This window comes from Mucilaginibacter sp. P2_D11 (assembly GCF_056404435.1).
The window spans coordinates 189774-208319 of record NZ_JBFUEA010000011.1 but is presented as its reverse complement, the minus strand read 5'-3'; the positions used below and the strand labels follow the sequence as shown (position 1 = coordinate 208319).

Annotated in this window: 16 protein-coding genes; 8 read left to right on the top strand and 8 right to left on the bottom strand. The window is 48.5% G+C overall.

Going from position 1 to position 18546, the window contains the following annotated elements:
* The first annotated feature begins 1 nt into the window (after position 1).
* Positions 2-1177, top strand: a complete 1176-nt coding sequence (locus AC1DXC_RS18525) for a PepSY-associated TM helix domain-containing protein (RefSeq protein ID WP_477460663.1) — start codon at positions 2-4, stop codon at positions 1175-1177.
* Between the two features lie 106 nt (positions 1178-1283).
* Here AC1DXC_RS18525 and AC1DXC_RS18520 read toward each other — a convergent pair whose 3' ends face one another.
* From AC1DXC_RS18520 to AC1DXC_RS18505, 4 genes are all read right to left on the bottom strand, one after another.
* Entirely contained in the window at positions 1284-2297 is a 1014-nt protein-coding gene (locus tag AC1DXC_RS18520; RefSeq protein ID WP_477460662.1) for a 2Fe-2S iron-sulfur cluster-binding protein, read from the bottom strand.
* Positions 2298-2301: 4 nt separating this feature from the next.
* Entirely contained in the window at positions 2302-3297 is a 996-nt protein-coding gene (locus AC1DXC_RS18515; RefSeq protein ID WP_477460661.1) for a zinc-binding dehydrogenase, read from the bottom strand.
* Positions 3298-3508: 211 nt separating this feature from the next.
* Positions 3509-4120, bottom strand: a complete 612-nt coding sequence (locus tag AC1DXC_RS18510; protein ID WP_477460660.1) for a superoxide dismutase — start codon at positions 4118-4120, stop codon at positions 3509-3511.
* Between the two features lie 180 nt (positions 4121-4300).
* Positions 4301-4768: a nucleoside deaminase gene (locus AC1DXC_RS18505; RefSeq protein WP_477460659.1), complete on the bottom strand. Its 468-nt coding sequence runs from the start codon at positions 4766-4768 to the stop codon at positions 4301-4303.
* Positions 4769-4889: 121 nt separating this feature from the next.
* Between AC1DXC_RS18505 and AC1DXC_RS18500 the strand changes: the two genes are divergently transcribed.
* A complete protein-coding gene (locus AC1DXC_RS18500) occupies positions 4890-5045 on the top strand; it encodes a lmo0937 family membrane protein (RefSeq protein ID WP_477460658.1) in 156 nt (51 codons plus the stop codon).
* A 262-nt stretch (positions 5046-5307) separates the two neighbouring features.
* Here AC1DXC_RS18500 and AC1DXC_RS18495 read toward each other — a convergent pair whose 3' ends face one another.
* Both AC1DXC_RS18495 and AC1DXC_RS18490 read right to left on the bottom strand, forming a co-directional pair.
* Entirely contained in the window at positions 5308-7302 is a 1995-nt protein-coding gene (locus AC1DXC_RS18495) for a TonB family protein (protein ID WP_477460657.1), read from the bottom strand.
* A gap of 2 nt (positions 7303-7304) precedes the next feature.
* On the bottom strand, positions 7305-7676 hold the full coding sequence (locus tag AC1DXC_RS18490; RefSeq protein WP_477460656.1) for a BlaI/MecI/CopY family transcriptional regulator: 372 nt from the start codon (positions 7674-7676) through the stop codon (positions 7305-7307).
* Between the two features lie 135 nt (positions 7677-7811).
* On the opposite strand from AC1DXC_RS18490, the gene AC1DXC_RS18485 reads away from it, so the two are divergent.
* The gene (locus tag AC1DXC_RS18485) at positions 7812-9215 is read left to right on the top strand and encodes an MBL fold metallo-hydrolase RNA specificity domain-containing protein (protein ID WP_477460655.1); all 1404 of its coding nucleotides are present in this window, start codon (positions 7812-7814) and stop codon (positions 9213-9215) included.
* A 293-nt stretch (positions 9216-9508) separates the two neighbouring features.
* Here AC1DXC_RS18485 and AC1DXC_RS18480 read toward each other — a convergent pair whose 3' ends face one another.
* Positions 9509-11323, bottom strand: coding sequence for a serine hydrolase domain-containing protein (locus AC1DXC_RS18480; protein ID WP_477460654.1), 1815 nt, complete (start codon positions 11321-11323; stop codon positions 9509-9511).
* Complete coding sequence (locus AC1DXC_RS18475; RefSeq protein ID WP_477460653.1) at positions 11310-12941, bottom strand: amidohydrolase; 1632 nt, start codon at positions 12939-12941, stop codon at positions 11310-11312. Before AC1DXC_RS18475 ends, AC1DXC_RS18480 begins: the two co-directional genes overlap by 14 nt.
* A gap of 136 nt (positions 12942-13077) precedes the next feature.
* On the opposite strand from AC1DXC_RS18475, the gene mutL reads away from it, so the two are divergent.
* From mutL to AC1DXC_RS18450, 5 genes are read left to right on the top strand one after another with little or no spacing between them, the layout of a single operon-like run.
* Positions 13078-14931, top strand: a complete 1854-nt coding sequence (gene mutL / locus AC1DXC_RS18470) for a DNA mismatch repair endonuclease MutL (protein ID WP_477460652.1) — start codon at positions 13078-13080, stop codon at positions 14929-14931.
* Between the two features lie 30 nt (positions 14932-14961).
* Positions 14962-15693 carry a rhomboid family intramembrane serine protease gene (locus tag AC1DXC_RS18465; RefSeq protein ID WP_477460651.1) on the top strand — a complete coding sequence of 244 codons (732 nt, stop codon included), beginning with the start codon at positions 14962-14964 and terminating at the stop codon, positions 15691-15693.
* Positions 15694-15730: 37 nt separating this feature from the next.
* Positions 15731-16564: a rhomboid family intramembrane serine protease gene (locus tag AC1DXC_RS18460; protein ID WP_477460650.1), complete on the top strand. Its 834-nt coding sequence runs from the start codon at positions 15731-15733 to the stop codon at positions 16562-16564.
* The gene (locus AC1DXC_RS18455; RefSeq protein WP_477460649.1) at positions 16554-17663 is read left to right on the top strand and encodes an endonuclease/exonuclease/phosphatase family protein; all 1110 of its coding nucleotides are present in this window, start codon (positions 16554-16556) and stop codon (positions 17661-17663) included. Before AC1DXC_RS18460 ends, AC1DXC_RS18455 begins: the two co-directional genes overlap by 11 nt.
* Before the next feature lie 31 nt (positions 17664-17694).
* Entirely contained in the window at positions 17695-18537 is an 843-nt protein-coding gene (locus tag AC1DXC_RS18450) for an NAD-dependent epimerase/dehydratase family protein (protein WP_477460648.1), read from the top strand.
* Positions 18538-18546 lie beyond the last annotated feature (9 nt).

The following is an 18546-nucleotide window of genomic DNA, read 5'->3' as shown; positions in this document are numbered from 1 at the left end:
CATGACAGATTTCAAGAAAGTAATGCTTTTTTGCCACCGCTGGCTCGGATTCATTTCCGGGCTGGTGGTGTTTATAGTGAGCATCACCGGCTGCATCTTCTGCTTTCAGGATGAGATACAGGATGCCATGTACAGCTATCGTACCGTTGAAAACACAGGTAAACCTTATGTGCAGCCAACGCAGTTGATAGCCGAAGTAAAAAGGGCATTCCCCAAGGCAAGTCCCGATTACATTTATTATTTCGGTACCGAAAGACCTGCCGGGGTATTGGCTAATACAGGGAAAGACGGCTTTGAGTATGTTTTTCTGAACCCGTACACAGGTAAGATCACTTACCATGAAAAACCGCAAACCAACTTTTTCATCATTGTAGAATATATACACCTGTACCTATTGCTGCCACCGGCTATCGGCAAATGGGTGGTAGGCGTAGCGGTTATCATATTCGTAGTGCTGATGATTACGGGTATCATCCTGTGGTGGCCCAAACGCAAAACCGACCGCAAACGCAGCTTTACCATTAAATGGGGCGGCCGTTGGCGCAGGGTGAATTATGACCTGCACAACGTACTGGGCTTTTATGCCACCACCATTGCGTTGATACTAGCTATCACCGGTTTAGCTATCGCATTCGAGCCGGTAAGCAAGACGATATACAATGTAGCCAACCTTGGGAAGGTAGATTATAAAACCGAGGTAACGGAACCAAAGTCGGATTCGTTGAAACGAGCCGGGGTAGCACCGCAGCCCGTTATCGATCTGGCATTTGCCTATGCCCGCAAAACCGTGCCTCAGGCCGAGATGTTCCTGATACATAACGACCCGGTCGCTTCGGGGGCAATCGGCGTTGGGGCGTACGCGAAATCGATGCACTATTCGCACGCTACGGGCTTTGAATTCGATAAGTATAACGGCAAGCTGCTGAAGGCTTATATCTATGAAAAGAAGAGCGCCGGGCTGAAACTTAACGAAATGAACTACGATATCCACGTGGGCCAGATATTCGGGCTGACTACAAAAATCATCGCATTTTTGGCCAGCCTTATTTGCGCCAGTTTGCCTATCACAGGGTTCATTATTTGGTTGGGAAAACGCAAAAAAGCAAAGACCAAAAGCAAGCCGACACGCGCGGTATCGCATCGCAAAACGCATCGGCATTTGCAAGCCGGGCAATAACCAGATTTATTTTGATACCCAAAGAAAAGCACAGAAAAACCTCCGATTTTTAAAGATTTTTAACGGTTTTTTGGGGTAAAACCGAACGCCGGTCCTAAGATTTTTGTTAGGGATATTCGATAACTACGCCGTCCGTGATGGCGTGCCCGGTGCAGGTGAGGATGCGGCCGGCGGCGATATCGGCAGGGGTGAGGACCTCGTTTCTGGCCATCTCCACTTCGCCGCTTTTGCAATTGGCAACACAGGCCGCGCAAATACCGTGGCGGCAACTGTAGGGTAATGGGATATTATTTTGCAGGGCTGCCTGTAGGATAGATTGGTTCTCGCCGGCTACGATATCGTGCCACTCGCCCTTGTAATTAATACGGATGTTGCGGGGCGGGTAAGTTTTGAATGTGCCGGTAACAGGTATGGTTTCCAATACGAAGTTTTCCTTGTGTATTTGGCTGGCATCCAGGCCCATAAATTGCAGGGTAAGGGTAATCATCCGCATATATGCGAACGGCCCGCAGATGTAGAATTCGGCCAGTGCGGCTTCAAATTGCAGTTGCTGCTGCACCAACTGCTCCACTTTATAATTGCTGAGGCGGTTTGCTTCGCTGCTGAGGAGGTAGGTGATGTTCAGCCTGTCGGGATAGTTATGCTCCAGTTCGGCCAGTTCGTTGTGGAATAGTATCGCATGCTTATCCCGGTTGCTGTAGAGCAGGTGCAACTTGCTGTATCCCTTTCTGTTAAGGATGTACTTGATGTGCGATAATACAGGCGTGATGCCGCTGCCAGCCGCAAAATATACCAAATCCTTTGCCGCCTCGTAATTGCCGGGAGTGAATACGCCAGCCGGTTCTATTGCCGTGAGGATATCCCCAACTTTCACCTTGCTCAGCAGGAAGCGGGAGATTTCGCCATTGCTGATGCGTTTAACGGTGATGGCCAACCGGTCATCATCGGGGGAGGAACTAAGCGAGTACGACCGGCGTATCTCCTCGCCATGGTGGCCGAACACGAAAGTGAGGAACTGTCCCGCTTTGTAAGGCACTGGCCGCAGTATCTTCTCCACCAGGTAAAAGGTCGCCGTATCCTGCAGCTCCCATTTGATGCCGTCTACCCTAAACTCTATCACGCTGTTATACAGTTATAACCAGTTTGCCAAACTGCGCCGAATTGCCCATTTTGGCGAACGCCTTAGCGGCATCCTTTAGCGGGAATACCTCATCAATCACGGGAACTATCTGGTGTTCAGCCACAAAAGAAAGCATGGCTTGAAATTCTTCCTGCGTGCCCATAGTGGTGCCCAGTATTTGTAGCTGCTTCCAAAAGACGGGGCGGCCGTTAAGTTCAGGAATATTGCCTGCCGTGCCGCCGAAGAATACGATGCGGCCTCCGGGGTTACACAGATCGGGGATTTTATTAAAATCGGGACCGAGGGCGCTATCTACCACGATATCAAAACCACCTCCCGAAAAATGTTTCAACTCCTCTGCCCAATCTTGTGCTTTGTAATTTACACCTGCGGCTGCGCCTAAAGCTTTTGCACGCTGCAACTTATCGCCGCTGCCCGATGTTACGAACACCTGCGCCCCCGCTGCTACGGCCCATTGCAGCAGGAATGTGCCTGTGCCGGCACCAACGCCAACAATCAGCACCTTATCGCCTTTTTTTAGATGTGCTTTGGTGAATAAGGCGCGATATGCGGTAAGGCCCGCTAAAGGCAAGGCAGCAGCCTGTTCCCAGGTTAAGTGAGCGGGTTTTGGATAAAGGTATTCGGCCTTTACCTTTACGTATTCGGCCAGGGTGCCATCATCGGGAAGCCCCAAAATCTTAAATTCTTTTGATTGGAATTCCGGGTGCGCGCCCCAATTATGCGATGGGTTAACGATGACCGATTTGCCCAGCCACTTTTCGGCCCCCTCGCCGACTTCGGCAACAATGCCCGCGCCGTCGGCACCTAATATGGTGGGGTATTTAAGGCTGGCGTATCTGCCTACGGTGATCCAATAGTCGCGACGGTTGAGGCTGGCGGCTTTTATCTGTACCAGCACTTCGCCCGGCCCGGCGATGGGTTTATCAACTTCTTTATATACGATGGGGTTTTCGGCGGATTCAAGGACGATGGCTTTCATAGGATATAGCATATTTCCCACCATGTCATTGCGAGCGATAGCGCGGCAACCTCATAGGACGGTCGACCTTGCTTATCCGATTGTCCTATGAGGTTGCCACGTCGCTGTCGCTCCTCGCAATGACATTGGGTGAATAATAAAACAAAAGAGCGGCAAATTGTTCCCAACCTGCCGCTCAAATATATTAAGTCTTGCTTTTTAGTGGGGCCGCTTAAGCTATCGCTTTAGCGTAAAGCTCAGCTACGTGTGCCCAATTAACTACGTTCCAAATGGCAGCTAAATAAGCCGGGCGCAGGTTTTGGTACTTTAAGTAGTAAGCGTGCTCCCAAACGTCGATACCCAAAATAGGCGTGCCTTTTACTTCGGCGATATCCATCAGCGGACTATCCTGGTTAGGGGTAGAGGTGATGGCTAATTTTTTATCGGCAGTAACAATAAGCCATGCCCAGCCCGAACCGAAACGGGTTGCACCGGCATCAGATAACTTGGTTTTAAAATCGGCAAATGAGCCGAAAGTGCTGGTGATAGCTGCTGCTAAAGCGCCTGTAGGCTCGCCGCCACCGTTTGGCGAAAGCAATGTCCAGAACAGGCTGTGGTTATAGTGACCGCCACCGTTGTTGCGTACCGGCATTGGGTATTTAGAAATGTTTTTGATGATGTCTTCGATAGGTGCATCAGCCTCTGGTTTGCCTTCCAAAGCTTTGTTTAAGTTAGTAACATAAGCGTTGTGGTGCTTGCCATGGTGTATCTCCATGGTCAATTTATCGATATGTGGTTCCAGTGCATCGGTAGCGTAAGATAACGCCGGTAGTGTAAATGCCATAATATTCAGTTTTTAAGTTTTACGATGTTGTGACGAGCAAATATAAGCGTGTAAATGACTTTTTGTTCTAAATAAATGTCATTTAATAGTTGTCTGAACTCGAATTTCAGGAATTAAGCGAATGTGCGGAATTCTAAAAATTCCATGAATTCGTTTAATTCGAGTTCAGACAAATTCAGACTACCTCTTCCTCTTAAAAAAATCCTTCACCAGCTGCGCGCATTCGTTTTCGAAAATGCCCCCGGTAATTAACGTTTTGGGGTGGGTAATGGTTTGGTTGAGCCTGCCGAAACCGCGTTTGGCATCATATGCCCCAAAAACTATCCGGCCTACCTGGAACCAGTACGACGCACCTGCACACATCACACAGGGCTCTAACGTAACGTATAGGGTGCATTCGGGCAGGTACTTTCCGCCCATATAGTTGGTGGCGGCGGTTAACGCCTGCATCTCTGCATGGGCCGAGACATCGTTCAGCCGCTCGGTAAGGTTATGGCCCCGGCCGATGATTTTGCCCTGGCAAACCACTACGGCACCAATAGGTATCTCGTCTTCCTGCAGAGCCAGCCGCGCCTCTTTAAGGGCTTCGTTCATAAAAAACTCATCGGGCGATATGGCTGGCTCATCGCCAAAAGTGTAATATTTCATAATGGGTTGTTACCGATGTTGTATTGCTTTTGCCTGTGCAAATATTTAAAACATTTTTCAATCCCCGGCTATTATATCTATTCGACGTACTAACACCTGTAAAACATTTAAATCATCTACCATGAACTCATTACTGTATATCATCGCTGTTATCCTCATCATTGGCTGGGCAATTGGCGTGTTTTTTACTGCCGTGGGCAGCCTTATCCACGTATTGCTTGTTATTGCTATCATTGCCATCATATTAGGTATTATACGCAGGCCTACGGCGATATAATAAGCTACGCGCTATCTCGCTTTAAAAAACTATCGTCATGTTGAATTTATTTCAACACCCCATCATAAAAGTGGCGGCTATGCTAATCCGCTTTGCATGCCGTTTAGCATAGTTCAGTACCTGCCGTGTGGGGTACTGAAACAAGTTCAGCATGACGATAGGCGGCTATTGAGTTTTAATAGACGTCATCTTTCACACTCCCCCACAAAAAAGCCGGCAGTATTACGCTGCCGGCCCGGGTTTATAATTAACTAAACTGAGCTTATTTTGCTTTTTTGGTAACAATTAGCACTACGCCATTCTTTCCCTTATCGCCGTAGATAGCCGTTGAGCTATTATCTTTTAGAATGCTGATGCTCTCTATGTCTTTAGGATTCAGTGCATCAATACTGGTTGCCTCCTTACCATCAATTATGTACAATGGATTGATGCTTCCTTTCAACTGTATAAAAGTAGAGCCACCGGCTATCCGGTAACTGGCGGTATCGCTTGCCGCAATCTGAGATGTTTTTTGGCGCAGGGAGGGGTCTACCTTGCCTTGCAGGTTCAGTTGTTTGCCGTCTAATGTAAAGGAGATTGGCAGTGTGTACTGCACGTTTACCGGCCTGCCGTTTTGCATGCCCGGGAACCATTTAGGCATATTTTTGATTACGCGTATTGCTTCCTCATCGGCACCAGCGCCTATGCCCTGCAATACTTTTACATCGGCTATGCTGCCGTCTTTCATTACCACAAAGCTGGTTACTACACGGCCCTGCACCTTGTTCTTACGTGCCTCGGCTGGGTACTTGATGGTTGTTTGAAGGTATTTAACACATGCAGCGTTACCACCCGGGAAGCCCGGCTGCTGCTCTACCTGCGTAAATATGGCATCGGGCAAGCCAGGTATTTTGCTTGCAGGACTTATGTTTAAAGCCGTTTTAGGTGACAGCTTAAATTCTACTGGCACAGTGAATTGCACCCGCACGGCTTTGCCCTTTTGTTTTCCTGGAATCCATTTTGGCGATTGCTTCAGTGCGCGCACTGCCTCTTCGTCGCAACCGCTGCCTACGCCACGCAGCACTTTTACATCGGAAATGGCACCATCTTTTTCTACCACAAAAGTCAGTATTACGCGGCCCTGCACATTGTTTTTACGCGCTGTTTGCGGGTACTTTATTGTTTTGCCCAGGTAAGCCGCAAAAGCTTTATCGTCGCCGGGGAATTGTGGCTGCTGTTCTACGGCCACATAAACCTGCCCTTTTTTAGTGGTATCTAAGGCAAAAACCTTCTCTTTCAGTAATGTTGCTTTCTTTGGGGCGAATTTATCCGTGCTAAGTACATTTACCACCTCGGGGTATAACGCTTTGGCTTCCTCCTCCGGAATGATGGCTGATGCAGGCTGCAAAAACAATTCCTCGGCGTTGTTATTGATGCTTTTTACGGCTTTGCTATCGCTGATCGTAGCCGACGATAATATCAGCATCATGATGAACAAGGGTGCCGACAGCCCGTATTTCAGTAATTTGATGCGCTGCGATTTGTTTTTCTGTAACATCATGATGCGTTGTTTTAGTAGGCTGTGGTTATAAAAGGGGTTAACTAAACGGTGTGTGGGCGCATTAAAGGTTTGGCTCAGCAGCAACATCGCATATTCGGCTTTATCGTTGCCTGCTTTTATGGCCTGCCTGTCGGCAATGTATTCGTGTATATGCTTAATCGCTGATCGGTACAGGTACACTACAGGGTTGAACCAGTTGATGATCATAACCGCTTCAACAATAAGCACATCTGCCGAATGCCATTGTTTGGCATGTACCTCCTCATGCGCCATAATTACCTCCTTATTTTCGGTATCATCGGCAACATGTATCACATTGAAAAACGAGTAGGGCATGGATGGGAGGGCCTGTTTAATCACCCTTTTTAGTTGTATAAATTGCCACATCAGCCGTAACGCAAGCAGTATTACGCCGGCCAGGTATATCATCACGATGATCTCTCCCAGGGTGTAGGCGGTATCCTCAATGGGCGCCAGTGCGGTAATGTTAATTTCGGCGCCGGTGCCATAAACAGCATACTGTACCTTCTGGGTTATGAAAAGGTTTTTTACCCAGTCGGATTGTATCAGCGGGATAAAAAACGACAGCAACGCCGCACCTACCAGGTAGATGCGGTTAAGCTGAAAGAAGGTTTCGCGGCGAAGCAGCAGCGAATAAAAGCCAAAGAACAGGGTGAGGTAAATATTTACCAGTAATAAATAATTCCACCAGGCCATAACTATTTATCTTTTAGTTTTTCAATCAGTTTCATTATCTCGTCGGCTTCTTTCAGGTCTATCTTCTCTTTCTTCACGAAGAACGAAAGCATCCTGTTTACCGAGTTGTCGAAGTAGCCGCTGAGCAGTTTATCGGCGGCAAAATTCTGGTATTGCTCTTTGCTCACTATGGGGTGGTACTCATGGCTTTTACCGTAGGCCGTGTGCCCAACAAAACCCTTGGTTTCCAGTATTCTGATGATGGTTGATACCGTGTTGTATGCAGGTTTTGGCTCGGGCAAAATATCTAAAACATCTTTTACGAAGCCTTTCTTCAACTGCCAAAGCACCTGCATTATCTGTTCTTCGGCGCGGGTTAAATCTTTAATTTCCATACTATGTGAGATAAACTAAAATATTAGTTAAACGAAGTTAAAATATTAAAATGAAAATTACAACTAAATACTTAGTTTTTTATTTATCAAACTTTTATGTGCATGTTTGGTTGTAAAACGCACAACCAATTATACATGGATATTACTTTTCACGGCGCCGCCCGTAACGTAACCGGCAGCAAGCACCTTTTGCGCCTTCAGGATGGCACCGGCATACTTTTAGATTGCGGAATGTTCCAGGGCCTGGGCGAGCAAACAGAAGAGATGAATGAGCATTTCGGGTTCAACCCGGCTAAGGTTGATTACCTTATCCTCTCGCATGCGCACATTGATCATTGCGGATTGATACCGCGCCTGGTGGCCGAAGGTTTCGAGGGGCAGATATTCTGCACCGCCGCCACCATGGACCTATGTAAGATATTGCTTTTAGATTCGGCCAAGATACAGGAACAGGATGTAGAGTACAGCAATAAGCACCGGGCGCGGAAAGGCTTGCCCTTACTGGAGGCTTTGTATACAGAGGATGATGTGATAAAAGCGCTGGGCCTTTTCAAAATAGTAGATTACCAGGAGGCTTATCATATCACGCCCAACATCAAATTTAAATTCACCGATGCAGGGCACGTGCTGGGCAGCGCGGCCGTGCACATAGCAGCACAGGAACACGGCAAAACCACCTATATCACCTTCAGCGGCGATGTGGGGCGCTATGGCGATATGCTGCTCAATAATCCCCAGACCTTCCCGCAGGCGGATTATATCCTGCTGGAATCGACCTATGGCGATAGCCTGCACAAAGACATCGGCCCCATTGAGGATGCGCTGCTGGAAATTATCAAACAAACCTGCGAGGTGAAAAAAGGGAAAGTGATAATCCCGGCCTTCAGCGTGGGCCGTACACAGGAATTGCTTTACGCCTTAAATGCCCTGGAATTGAAAGGTGTGTTGCCGGATGTTCCATATTATGTAGATAGCCCTCTATCCGAGAAAGCAACGCAGGTACTGAAGGATCACCCCGAGGTGTATAATAAAGACGTGAAAGAAGTGATGAAGGTGGATGCCGACCCATTTGGCTTTAAGGGCTTGAAGTTCGTGCAATCTACCCAGGAATCTATCGCGCTGAACAATGATGTGCGGCCTTGCGTTATCATCTCCTCATCGGGCATGGCCGAGGCGGGCAGGGTGAAGCACCATATCAAAAACAACATCAACAACCAAAAGAATACCATATTGATGGTGGGCTACGCCGAGCCGAACTCATTAGGCGGCCGCCTTGCCCGCGGCGAAAAGGAGGTGCGCATCTTTGGGGAAGAGTACGCCGTTGAAGCCGAAGTACAGTCTATAAAAAGCATGAGCGCCCATGGCGATTACGACGACCTGTTGCATTTCCTAAGCTGCCAGGACCCGAAACTGATTAAGAAACTGTTCCTGGTGCATGGCGAATATGAGGTGCAGCAGCACTTTGCCCAAAAGCTTAAAGAGAAAGGCTTTGCCGAGGTAGAGATACCTTACCAGCACCAGAAGGTGGTGCTGGAGTAGGGGGGAATCGCACGCATATTTAACTCACCCCGACGGCCCGCATGCGCGGGCGTCGACCCTCTCTGCTTCGCAAAGAGGGTGAAGAAAGAAAGAGAAGAAAAAAAATTTAACTCACCCCGACGGCCCGCATGCGCGGGCGTCGACCCTCTTTGCGCAGCAGAGAGGGTTAGGAAAGAAGGTGAAAAGTAGATTGTAGCCAAACCCTCTTTGCGAAGCAGAGAGGGTGGCCCAGCGATAGCGTCGGCCGGGTGAGTCAACTCACGACGCGGACATAACCGCCACGCTCAGCCCAACTACATCCCCTTAGTTATCGCACCGTAAACCACATCCTGTATCCTTGGGCGGATGTTGAGGCTGCCCAGTTTGCTGCTTACGTTGGGATGCACGCGGTTCGATAGAAAAACGTAAACCAGGTTGTACTTAGGGTCAACCCATACGCAGGTGCCGGTAAAGCCGGTGTGCCCGTATGCCTGATCCGACGCCAGTTGCGAAGGGTACTTATGGTCGGCAATAGGGTCCCACCGGTCGAAACCCAGGCCGCGGCGACTTACCGCGCTTTGCTTGGCGGTAAACAAATCCACTGTTTCGGGTTTAATGTACTGCACGCCGCCATAGGTGCCGCGGTTCAGCATCATCTGGTACATAATGCCAATATCGTTCGCACTGGCAAACAGGCCCGCATGGCCCGCAACACCACCCATTAAGGCTGCGGTTGGGTCGTGCACGTAGCCATCTATTAAGGTACGGCGGTCTTTTTTATCGTCTTCGGTAGGAGGGATCCTATCCACCGGGAAACGGTACAAAGGCAGGTAGCCTGCTGTTTGCATGCCCAGCGGGTTATAAAACTGCTGCTGCACGTAGTGGTTAATAGGCCTGGCGGTAATGGTTTCTACTATCTGCTGCATAATGCACATGCCCACATCGCTGTACACGTATTGCCCGCGGGTTTTGATGGGCGCGTTCAGCATATCGGGCCACATTACTTCTTCAAAGTAATTCTTGCGCAAGTAGTAGTTATCGTTCACTTTCGTTGGGAAATTGGCCGAGGAATCTACGGTGTAGTCAGTCGGTTTTATTTTGGTGAAAGTTTGTATATCTGGTATCAGGCCGGCCTGGTGCTCCAGCAATTCGCGTACGGTAAGGGTTTTGATATTGCTCTTACGCGCCAGCGCCAGGTAGGTTCCTGCGGTAGAATCTAGCGCCAGCTTGCCCTGATCGTAAAGCTGCATCGCTTCCATGGTAGTGGCGGATATCTTAGTCATACTGGCTACGTCGAAGATATCGGTTATCCGGTCGGGTATGTCGTTCCTATAGGTGTGGTAGCCATAGGCTTTGTTGAAGATAACCTTACCATCTTTTATCACCATTACCACGCAGCCGGGGGTGGCCTGGTTGCTGATGGCTTCTGCGGCAATCTTATCAATTTCTGTCAGGTTTTCGGCCTTGATGCCGGCATCCTCGGGCACGGTATATTGCAGGCGTATTTTGGCAGTGAGCGAACCGGTACCGTTGGCGTATTTTGGCGTATAGGTTTTGCTGAGTTTTTGCGTTACCGCCACCCCGCCAAATATAGCCTGCGCGCTGAACATGGCGGATACCAGCGTAACTTTGGTAGACCATAGCAACGGCCCTGCTACATCATTCAGTTTAGCAATCGACTTATCGCTCCCTAAAAGGGATACCACTACCGTCTTTAGCTTTTGGTTGGTGCTGATAAAATCGAGTATCTGCGGATTGTTCAGGTCTGCCTCTGCCAGTTGTACGATGAGCGTGTTGTAAAATTTGGTATCGAGCGATAAGGCATCGAGGGATTTAACGCCCAGGTAATCGTTGCCGTTAAAGGGCTTTACTTGGGCATACTTATTCAGCAGGCTATCGAAAACGGTAGCGTAAGCGCCCGAGAAATGGATACTGGCTATTTTAGCAGCATCGAGGCTCTGCAGGGGGATGATCTGCTTTTCGTTGTTGAGCAGTACGGTGCTTAGCTCGGCCGTCTTTTGCTCCTGCAGGTAGTTTTTGCCGATTGGCGGGTTTTGCGCGCATGCTGAATTGAAAATTACGAACCCCGATAAAAGCAGCAGGTAGAGATACTGCTTATTTTTGCTCATAAACCTTAACACCATTTATATATGTCTTTACTACTTTCACATTAGGCAGCTCGCTGCCATCCACCTTCATAATATCCTTGTCCAGTATCACAAAATCGGCATATTTGCCCACTTCTATGCTACCCTTTTCCTTCTCCTCGAAGTTGGCTTTGGCGGCCCAAACGGTCATGCCGCGTAAGGCTTCGGTGCGGCTAAGGGCGTTATTCATCTGGAAGCCTGTGGCAGGCGAGCCCTTTAGGTCTTTGCGTACCACCGCAGCATAAAACGTGTACATGGGGTTAATATTTTCCACCGGGAAATCGGTACCCAAGGGTATCCAGCTGTTTTGTTTCATCAGGTCTTTATAGGCGTAGCCGCTTTTCAGCCGCTCGGGGCCCAGGCGGTTGATGGCCCATGCCATATCAGATGTGGCGTGCGTTGGCTGTACCGATGGGATGATGCTGTATTCGCCAAAGTATTTTACATCCTGCGGCGATACGATCTGCGAATGCTCGATGCGCCAGCGTTTGTCGTTCTTGCCTTTCAGTACATCGGCATAAACCTTAAGTATTACCCGGTTTGCCGAATCGCCTATGGCGTGCGTACACATCTGGAAACCGTTGGCGGCTATCTTTTTGGCTACCTCTTCAAAATGTGCCTTGCTGCTCAGCAAAAAGCCGTTCCAGCCGGGCTTATCAGCATAGGGTTTTAAAAGGCAGGCCCCGCGCGAACCGAGGGCACCATCGGCATAAACCTTGAAAGCACGCACGTTCAATGATGGTGTTTTGTAGGCACCCCGTTTAAACAGGTATTCGTAGTTTTCTTCTTTATCGGCCAGCATCAGGTACATGCGCATCTTCAGATCGCCTTTGTGCTGCAACGATGCAATGGTGCTTACCATGGTGTAAGGCAGGCCGCAATCGTCAACGGTAGTGAGGCCCACCGCGAAGCAATTACGCTGCGCATCCAGCAATGCCGATTGTACCACCTGCTCGGTTGGCTCAGGTATTTTGCGGGTTACAATGCCCACGGCGTTATCAACCAGTATGCCGGTAAGTTTACCGTTAATGGTTTCTATCTGCCCGCCAATAATGGTTTGGCCGGGTTTTATTCCGGCTATATTCAGGGCGGCCTGGTTAGCAATGGCGGCGTGGCCGTCTATCCGGCTCAGGATAACCGGGCGTACCGGGAATAATGAATCGAGCTTAGCTTTGTTGGGGAATTGCTTAACGGCCCATATGTTTTGGTCCCAGCCGTTACCTATTATCCAGCCTTCGGTGTTTTTGCGGGCGTAAGAACTCACGGTATCTACCACCGCCTGCCAACTTTTGCTGCCTACCAGTTTTACTTCCTGCAGGCCCAGGCCATATTCAAAAAAGTGGGCGTGGGCATCAATAAAGCCGGGGTAAATGGTTTTGCCGCCGGCATCTATTGTTTCTTTGGCTAAATATTTTTGTTCGAGGGTATCGGCGTTGCCTACGGCTATTATTTTGCCGTTGCTTATCACAAAGGCATTTGCTGTGGAGAAGGTGCTATCTACCGTATAAACGAGGGCATTTTTTACGAGGGTATCTGCATTGTATTCTTTTTGCTTGCAAGCGGCAAGCAGAACAAACAGCAGGGGCCAGAGTTTCTTCATATAAAAAACAGGTGGATGTAAATTAGATAACGTTGATATTATATACAAACGTGTAAAGGTAAAGTTATGCAATCAAATAATTAATTTAGCATCGAAATTGATCCCGAAAAAATCGGGAGGAGGGAAATACGTTTAAATGCCAGATATAATACAGCTTTTACCCGATTCGGTAGCCAACCAGATAGCCGCAGGCGAAGTGGTGCAGCGCCCCGCATCGGCAGTGAAAGAATTGATAGAGAACGCCATAGATGCAGGTGCGGATAAAATACAGCTGATATTGAAAGATGCCGGCAAGGCATTGATACAAGTGATAGATAATGGCTGCGGCATGAGCCTTACCGATGCCCGCATGTGCTTTGAGCGGCACGCCACCTCAAAAATACGCAAGGCGGAGGACCTTTTTGCGATTCGTACCATGGGTTTCCGCGGCGAAGCAATGGCATCTATCGCAGCCATTGCACAGGTAGAACTGAAAACCCGCCGCCACGAGGATGAACTGGGCACCTGTATATGCATTGAAGGCAGCGAGGTGATCAAACAGGAGCCATGCTCGGCCAATACAGGCACTTCTATATCCATCAAGAACCTTTTTTACAATACGCCCGCCCGCCGCAACTTTTTAAAAAGCAACCCGGTGGAGATGCGCCACATTATAGATGAGTTTCAGCGTGTGGCACTGGCCAACCCCGGTGTGTTTTTAACCATGCATCATGATGGGCAGGAGGTTTATCACCTGCCTGCGGCATCGTTAAAGCAACGCATCATACACCTGCTGGGCAATAATTATAACCAAAGGCTGGTACCTGTTGAGGAAGATACCACCATTATACGACTCAACGGCTACGTAGGGAAGCCCGAGTTTGCCCGCAAAACACGGGGCGAGCAGTTCTTCTTCGTAAACAACCGTTTTATAAAAGATGCTTATTTGAACCATGCGGTGCTAACGGCTTTTGAGGAACTGCTGCCCGATGACTCTTACCCGCTGTACGTGCTGTTCATCGATATCGATCCATCCAAAATAGATATCAACGTGCACCCGACGAAGACTGAAATCAAATACCAGGATGAGAAGGCCATCTACGCCATCATCCGCTCGGCGGTGAAGCGTTCGCTGGGTAAATACAATATTACCCCGACGTTGGATTTCGACCAGGAGAACAGCATAGGGCATTTGATTACGCAAAAGCCTTTCGAGGAAATTGTGCAGCCAACCATTGCCTTCAACCCCGATTTTAACCCCTTCGCGGCGGAGAAACGGCCCGAACGCGAACTGCCTTTCCTGCGCGATGGTGGCAGCCCCCGGCAAGCCATCCCCAAAAACTGGGATACCCTTTACGAGATTGCCCGCCGCGACGAAAACCTGCAGCACGAGATGCACGAAGAGAAAAGCACCTCGGTAAACGAACAGGAGATAAGCAAAAGCAGCGAGAAGCAGTTTTTCCAGGTGCACAACCGGTTTATCCTCTCGCAGATAAAATCGGGCTTTATGCTCATACACCAACAATGGGCACACGAGCGTATTTTGTATGAGCGCTACCTGCAGCAATTGCAGAATCATAGCGGCGTGAGTCAGCAAAGCTTATTTCCGCAATCTGTCACACTAAATAGTGCCGATTTTGAGTTATTGAGAGAGCTTTTGCCCGATATACGCGCACTGGGGTTTGATATACGCGAATTTGGCAAAAACACGGTAGTGGTAGAGGGCATCCCTGCGGATATCAACAATGCCAATGAGCACGAACTGCTGGAGCACCTGCTGGAAGGGTTTAAAAATAACCTGGCGATACTGAAGCTGGATAAACGCGATAACCTGGCCCGCTCGCTGGCGCGCAACGCTGCCATAAAAACCGGCGTAAGATTGTCTATGGAAGAGATGAACCAATTGATAGACCAGCTTTTTGCCTGCCAGATGCCAAATTTGGCCCTGAATGGCAAGCCCGTAATTACTACCTTTACATTGAACGAATTAGCCGAACGGTTTGAGAAATAACCGGAAGGCGTTTTAATATTTATACAGAACATGCAATCACCATTTGCCAATTTAACACCGGTTGTTAAGAACCTGCTTATTATCAATATCATTTTTTATATCGCCATGTTTGCGTTGAGGCCGGTTATCGATCTGAACACCTACTTATCTGCATACTACTTCGGCTCACCATTGTTTAAGCCATGGCAAGTCATCACTTACATGTTTATGCATAGTGATAAGGATTTTATGCATATACTGTTTAACATGTTTGCTTTGGTTTCTTTTGGGCCGATATTGGAAAGCACTTTGGGGTCGAAGAAATTCTTCAACTTCTACTTTCTCACTGGCATTGGTGCGTATTTATTAAATATAGGCTGGCATGCGTTCGAAATCCACAATATTGCGGGTACTTTCATAATACCAAACGTGCATTTAGGTTATGTTGATGCCTTTATGCCTTATGCCGGCGGAAATGAAGCGGTAGCGAATCAGCTATATGGGATGTACAATGGTGGTATGGTTGGTGCCTCCGGTGCTATTTTTGGTATTTTAGTAGGCTTTGGTATGCTGTTCCCCAACTTAGAGCTTATGATTCTTTTTATACCCGTACCTGTTAAAGCTAAATATATCATACCGGTTTATATTGTACTTGAATTATTCTTAGGAGTTAAACAAGTCTCGGGCGACAACGTGGCCCACTTTGCCCACTTAGGTGGTGCTTTATTTGGCTTTATTTTGATTAAAATTTGGGGCATTAAGAGGCCAAACAATTACTATTAATTTTCATTTGTTATCATAGCAATTACAGCTAACGTATATGAACACCCTCTGGCGAGATATCCAATATAAATTATCCAAAAGCGATAGCCGGATACCCCTGCTTCTCGGCATAAATGTGGCGCTTTTTTTACTCATACAAATTCCGGCGGTGCGTGCCTACAGTAGCGAGTATCTTTTACTGTCGCCGGTTTTGCCGGTGTTGGCCAGGCACATCTGGACGCCCCTTACGTATATGTTTATGCATGAGGGCTTCCTGCAGATATTATTCAACATGCTATGGCTATATTGGATGGGGCGCGTGTTTGAGGAGTTCTTAAATCATAAGCGCTTGCTGGGGGTGTATCTGCTTGGCGGGTTGGCCGGTGCTATTTTTGCAATAGCCGGTTACAGTTTGCTCAGCCTGGCGCATGTGGGTATCCCCGATACTGCAATTGCCGGCGCAGCGATTAGTGTAGTGGCAGTTATAGTGGCTACAGCCACATTGCTTCCCGAACATGAGATCCGCCTGATTATCATCGGCTCGGTTAAGTTAAAATGGGTGTGCGTGTTCTATGTAACGCTGGCTTTAATCGGCGCAAAGGATAGCCCCCTTACCATGATGGGCTATGTGGGCAGCGGTTTGTTTGCCTTTATCTACATCAATCAGCTGCAGCGCGGTACCGACTGGATCCGCGGCATTAACAAACTGTTTGCCCCCAGGCCCAAAATGAAAGTGGTAAGCTTTAACCATCCGCAAAAAAAAGCTGCCAACATGCCCCGGCAAGATGAAATCGACCGTATTTTAGATAAAATTTCCGCAACGGGCTATGATAGCCTGAGCAAGCAGGAGAAAGAAACACTATCCCGCGCAAGCAACAATAATGAAGGATAAAAGAAGCTTAGGGTTTTTCGGCAAGATTGTGTTGTGGTGCAATTATGCGCTGTGCCTGGCTTTGTTGCTGAGTTACCTGGCCCCCTACCTGGATCCGCGCAAGGCATGGCTTATCGCGTTCTTCGGGCTGGCTTATCCACCCCTGTTATTGTTCAACGTCATTTTGGTGGTGTACTGGCTATTCAGGCGCCGGCTTTATTTCCTGCTATCGGTAATCACTATCCTCATAGGGTATAAGGTGTTGATCAATAATATCGGCTTCCGTACCCAAACCGATACCGCCAGGCCAACGCAGCCCAATTCGCTGCGCATCATGACCTATAACGCGCACGATTTTAAGCGCTATGGTGCTAATAACGATATCTCTACCAAGCACGAAATTTTGGAGCTCATCGCCCAGAACAATCCTGATGTGATAGGCATACAGGAGTTTTACACCCGCAGGCGCGGGCAATACGATATGATCGACTCCATCAAAAAAATACTGAACAGCGAGTTCTATTATTTCGAACCCTTCGATGTGAATTACGACCAGGCATCGGGCATGGCCATCTTCTCGCGTTACCCTATCTTCAATTTCGGGTTGGTGTCGCTATCCGGGAAAATGACGGGTAACCAGTGTCTCTTCGTAGATATACAGAAGGGCGACAAAAAGATAAGGCTGTACAGTATGCACCTGCAATCCATCAAATTTGAGCCGGAGGATTACAAATACCTGGGCGAGGTTTCCAAACAAGGCAAAACCAATATGACGGCCACCAAGCGCCTGGGCACTAAACTCAAGATAGCATTCCTGAAACGTGCCGACCAGGTTTACACTGTAAAGGCCCACGCAAAAGAGTGCCCTTATCCATACATCTACTCCGGCGATTTTAACGATACGCCCGCCTCGTTTGCCGTTAACACGATGGCGCTGGGCATGAAGAACGCTTTCCTCGAGAAAGGCTCGGGCCTGGGGCGCACCTATAACGGCGATTTCCCCAACTACCAGATAGATTATATTATGGTGAGCCCGCAGTTCGACGTATTGAACTATCAGATCATCCAAAAGAAACTGTCGGATCATTACCCGGTGTGGGCCGATGTGCTGTTGAAATAAATTGGATTACCCCGCTATAAATACCCCCTTCATGAATATTTTGGTCACCGGCTCGTCGGGCCAGTTAGGCAGCGCAACCGTTAGGCACCTTAAAGCGCACGGGCACCGGGTTACAGGTATCGATTTGATACCCGCCGACACCACCGATGCACTTATAGATGTAAAAGATAAGGCGACGGTGGCCTCCATAGTAAAGGGCTTTGATGCCATCGTCCATACTGCGGCCCTGCACGGCAAGCATTATGAGCTGGGCTATCCCCGCGAAGCCTTTATACACGCCAATATCCTCGGCACGTTGAATTTACTGGAAGCCTGCGTAAATAATGGCATCAAGAAATTCCTGTACACCAGCACTACATCCATTTATGGCGAGGCATTGGTAGATAAAGATAAAGCCGTTTGGGTGGATGAAACACTGGTTGAGCGCCCGCGCGATATCTACGACATTACCAAGCAAGCCAGCGAACAGCTTTGCCGCGATTTTTTCTACAAGGAAGGCCTGCAGGCTTCCGTTTATCGCGTAGGGCGGTTTTTGCCCGAGGATGATAACCTTAAGCTGAACCATCGCCTCTACCGCGGATTGGATGAGCGCGACGGCGCCGAAGCCCTGCGGCTGGCATTGGAAGCAGATTTCGCCAATTTCGAGATATTCAACATCAGCAGCGGTTCGCCATTTAAAAGGGACGATGTGGTGGAGCTGAAACACAACCCGCTTGCGGCAATCCTGAAGTATTACCCGCAAGCGGAGGCCATCTACGCGGCTAAGGGTTGGCAATTTCCCAGGAGTATCGATAGGGTTTATGATTGTGGGAAAGCTACTCGTTATTTTGGTTATCAGCCTAAGTACACTTTTGGTTTTTTGCTGAATAGTTAAGTTTGGGTA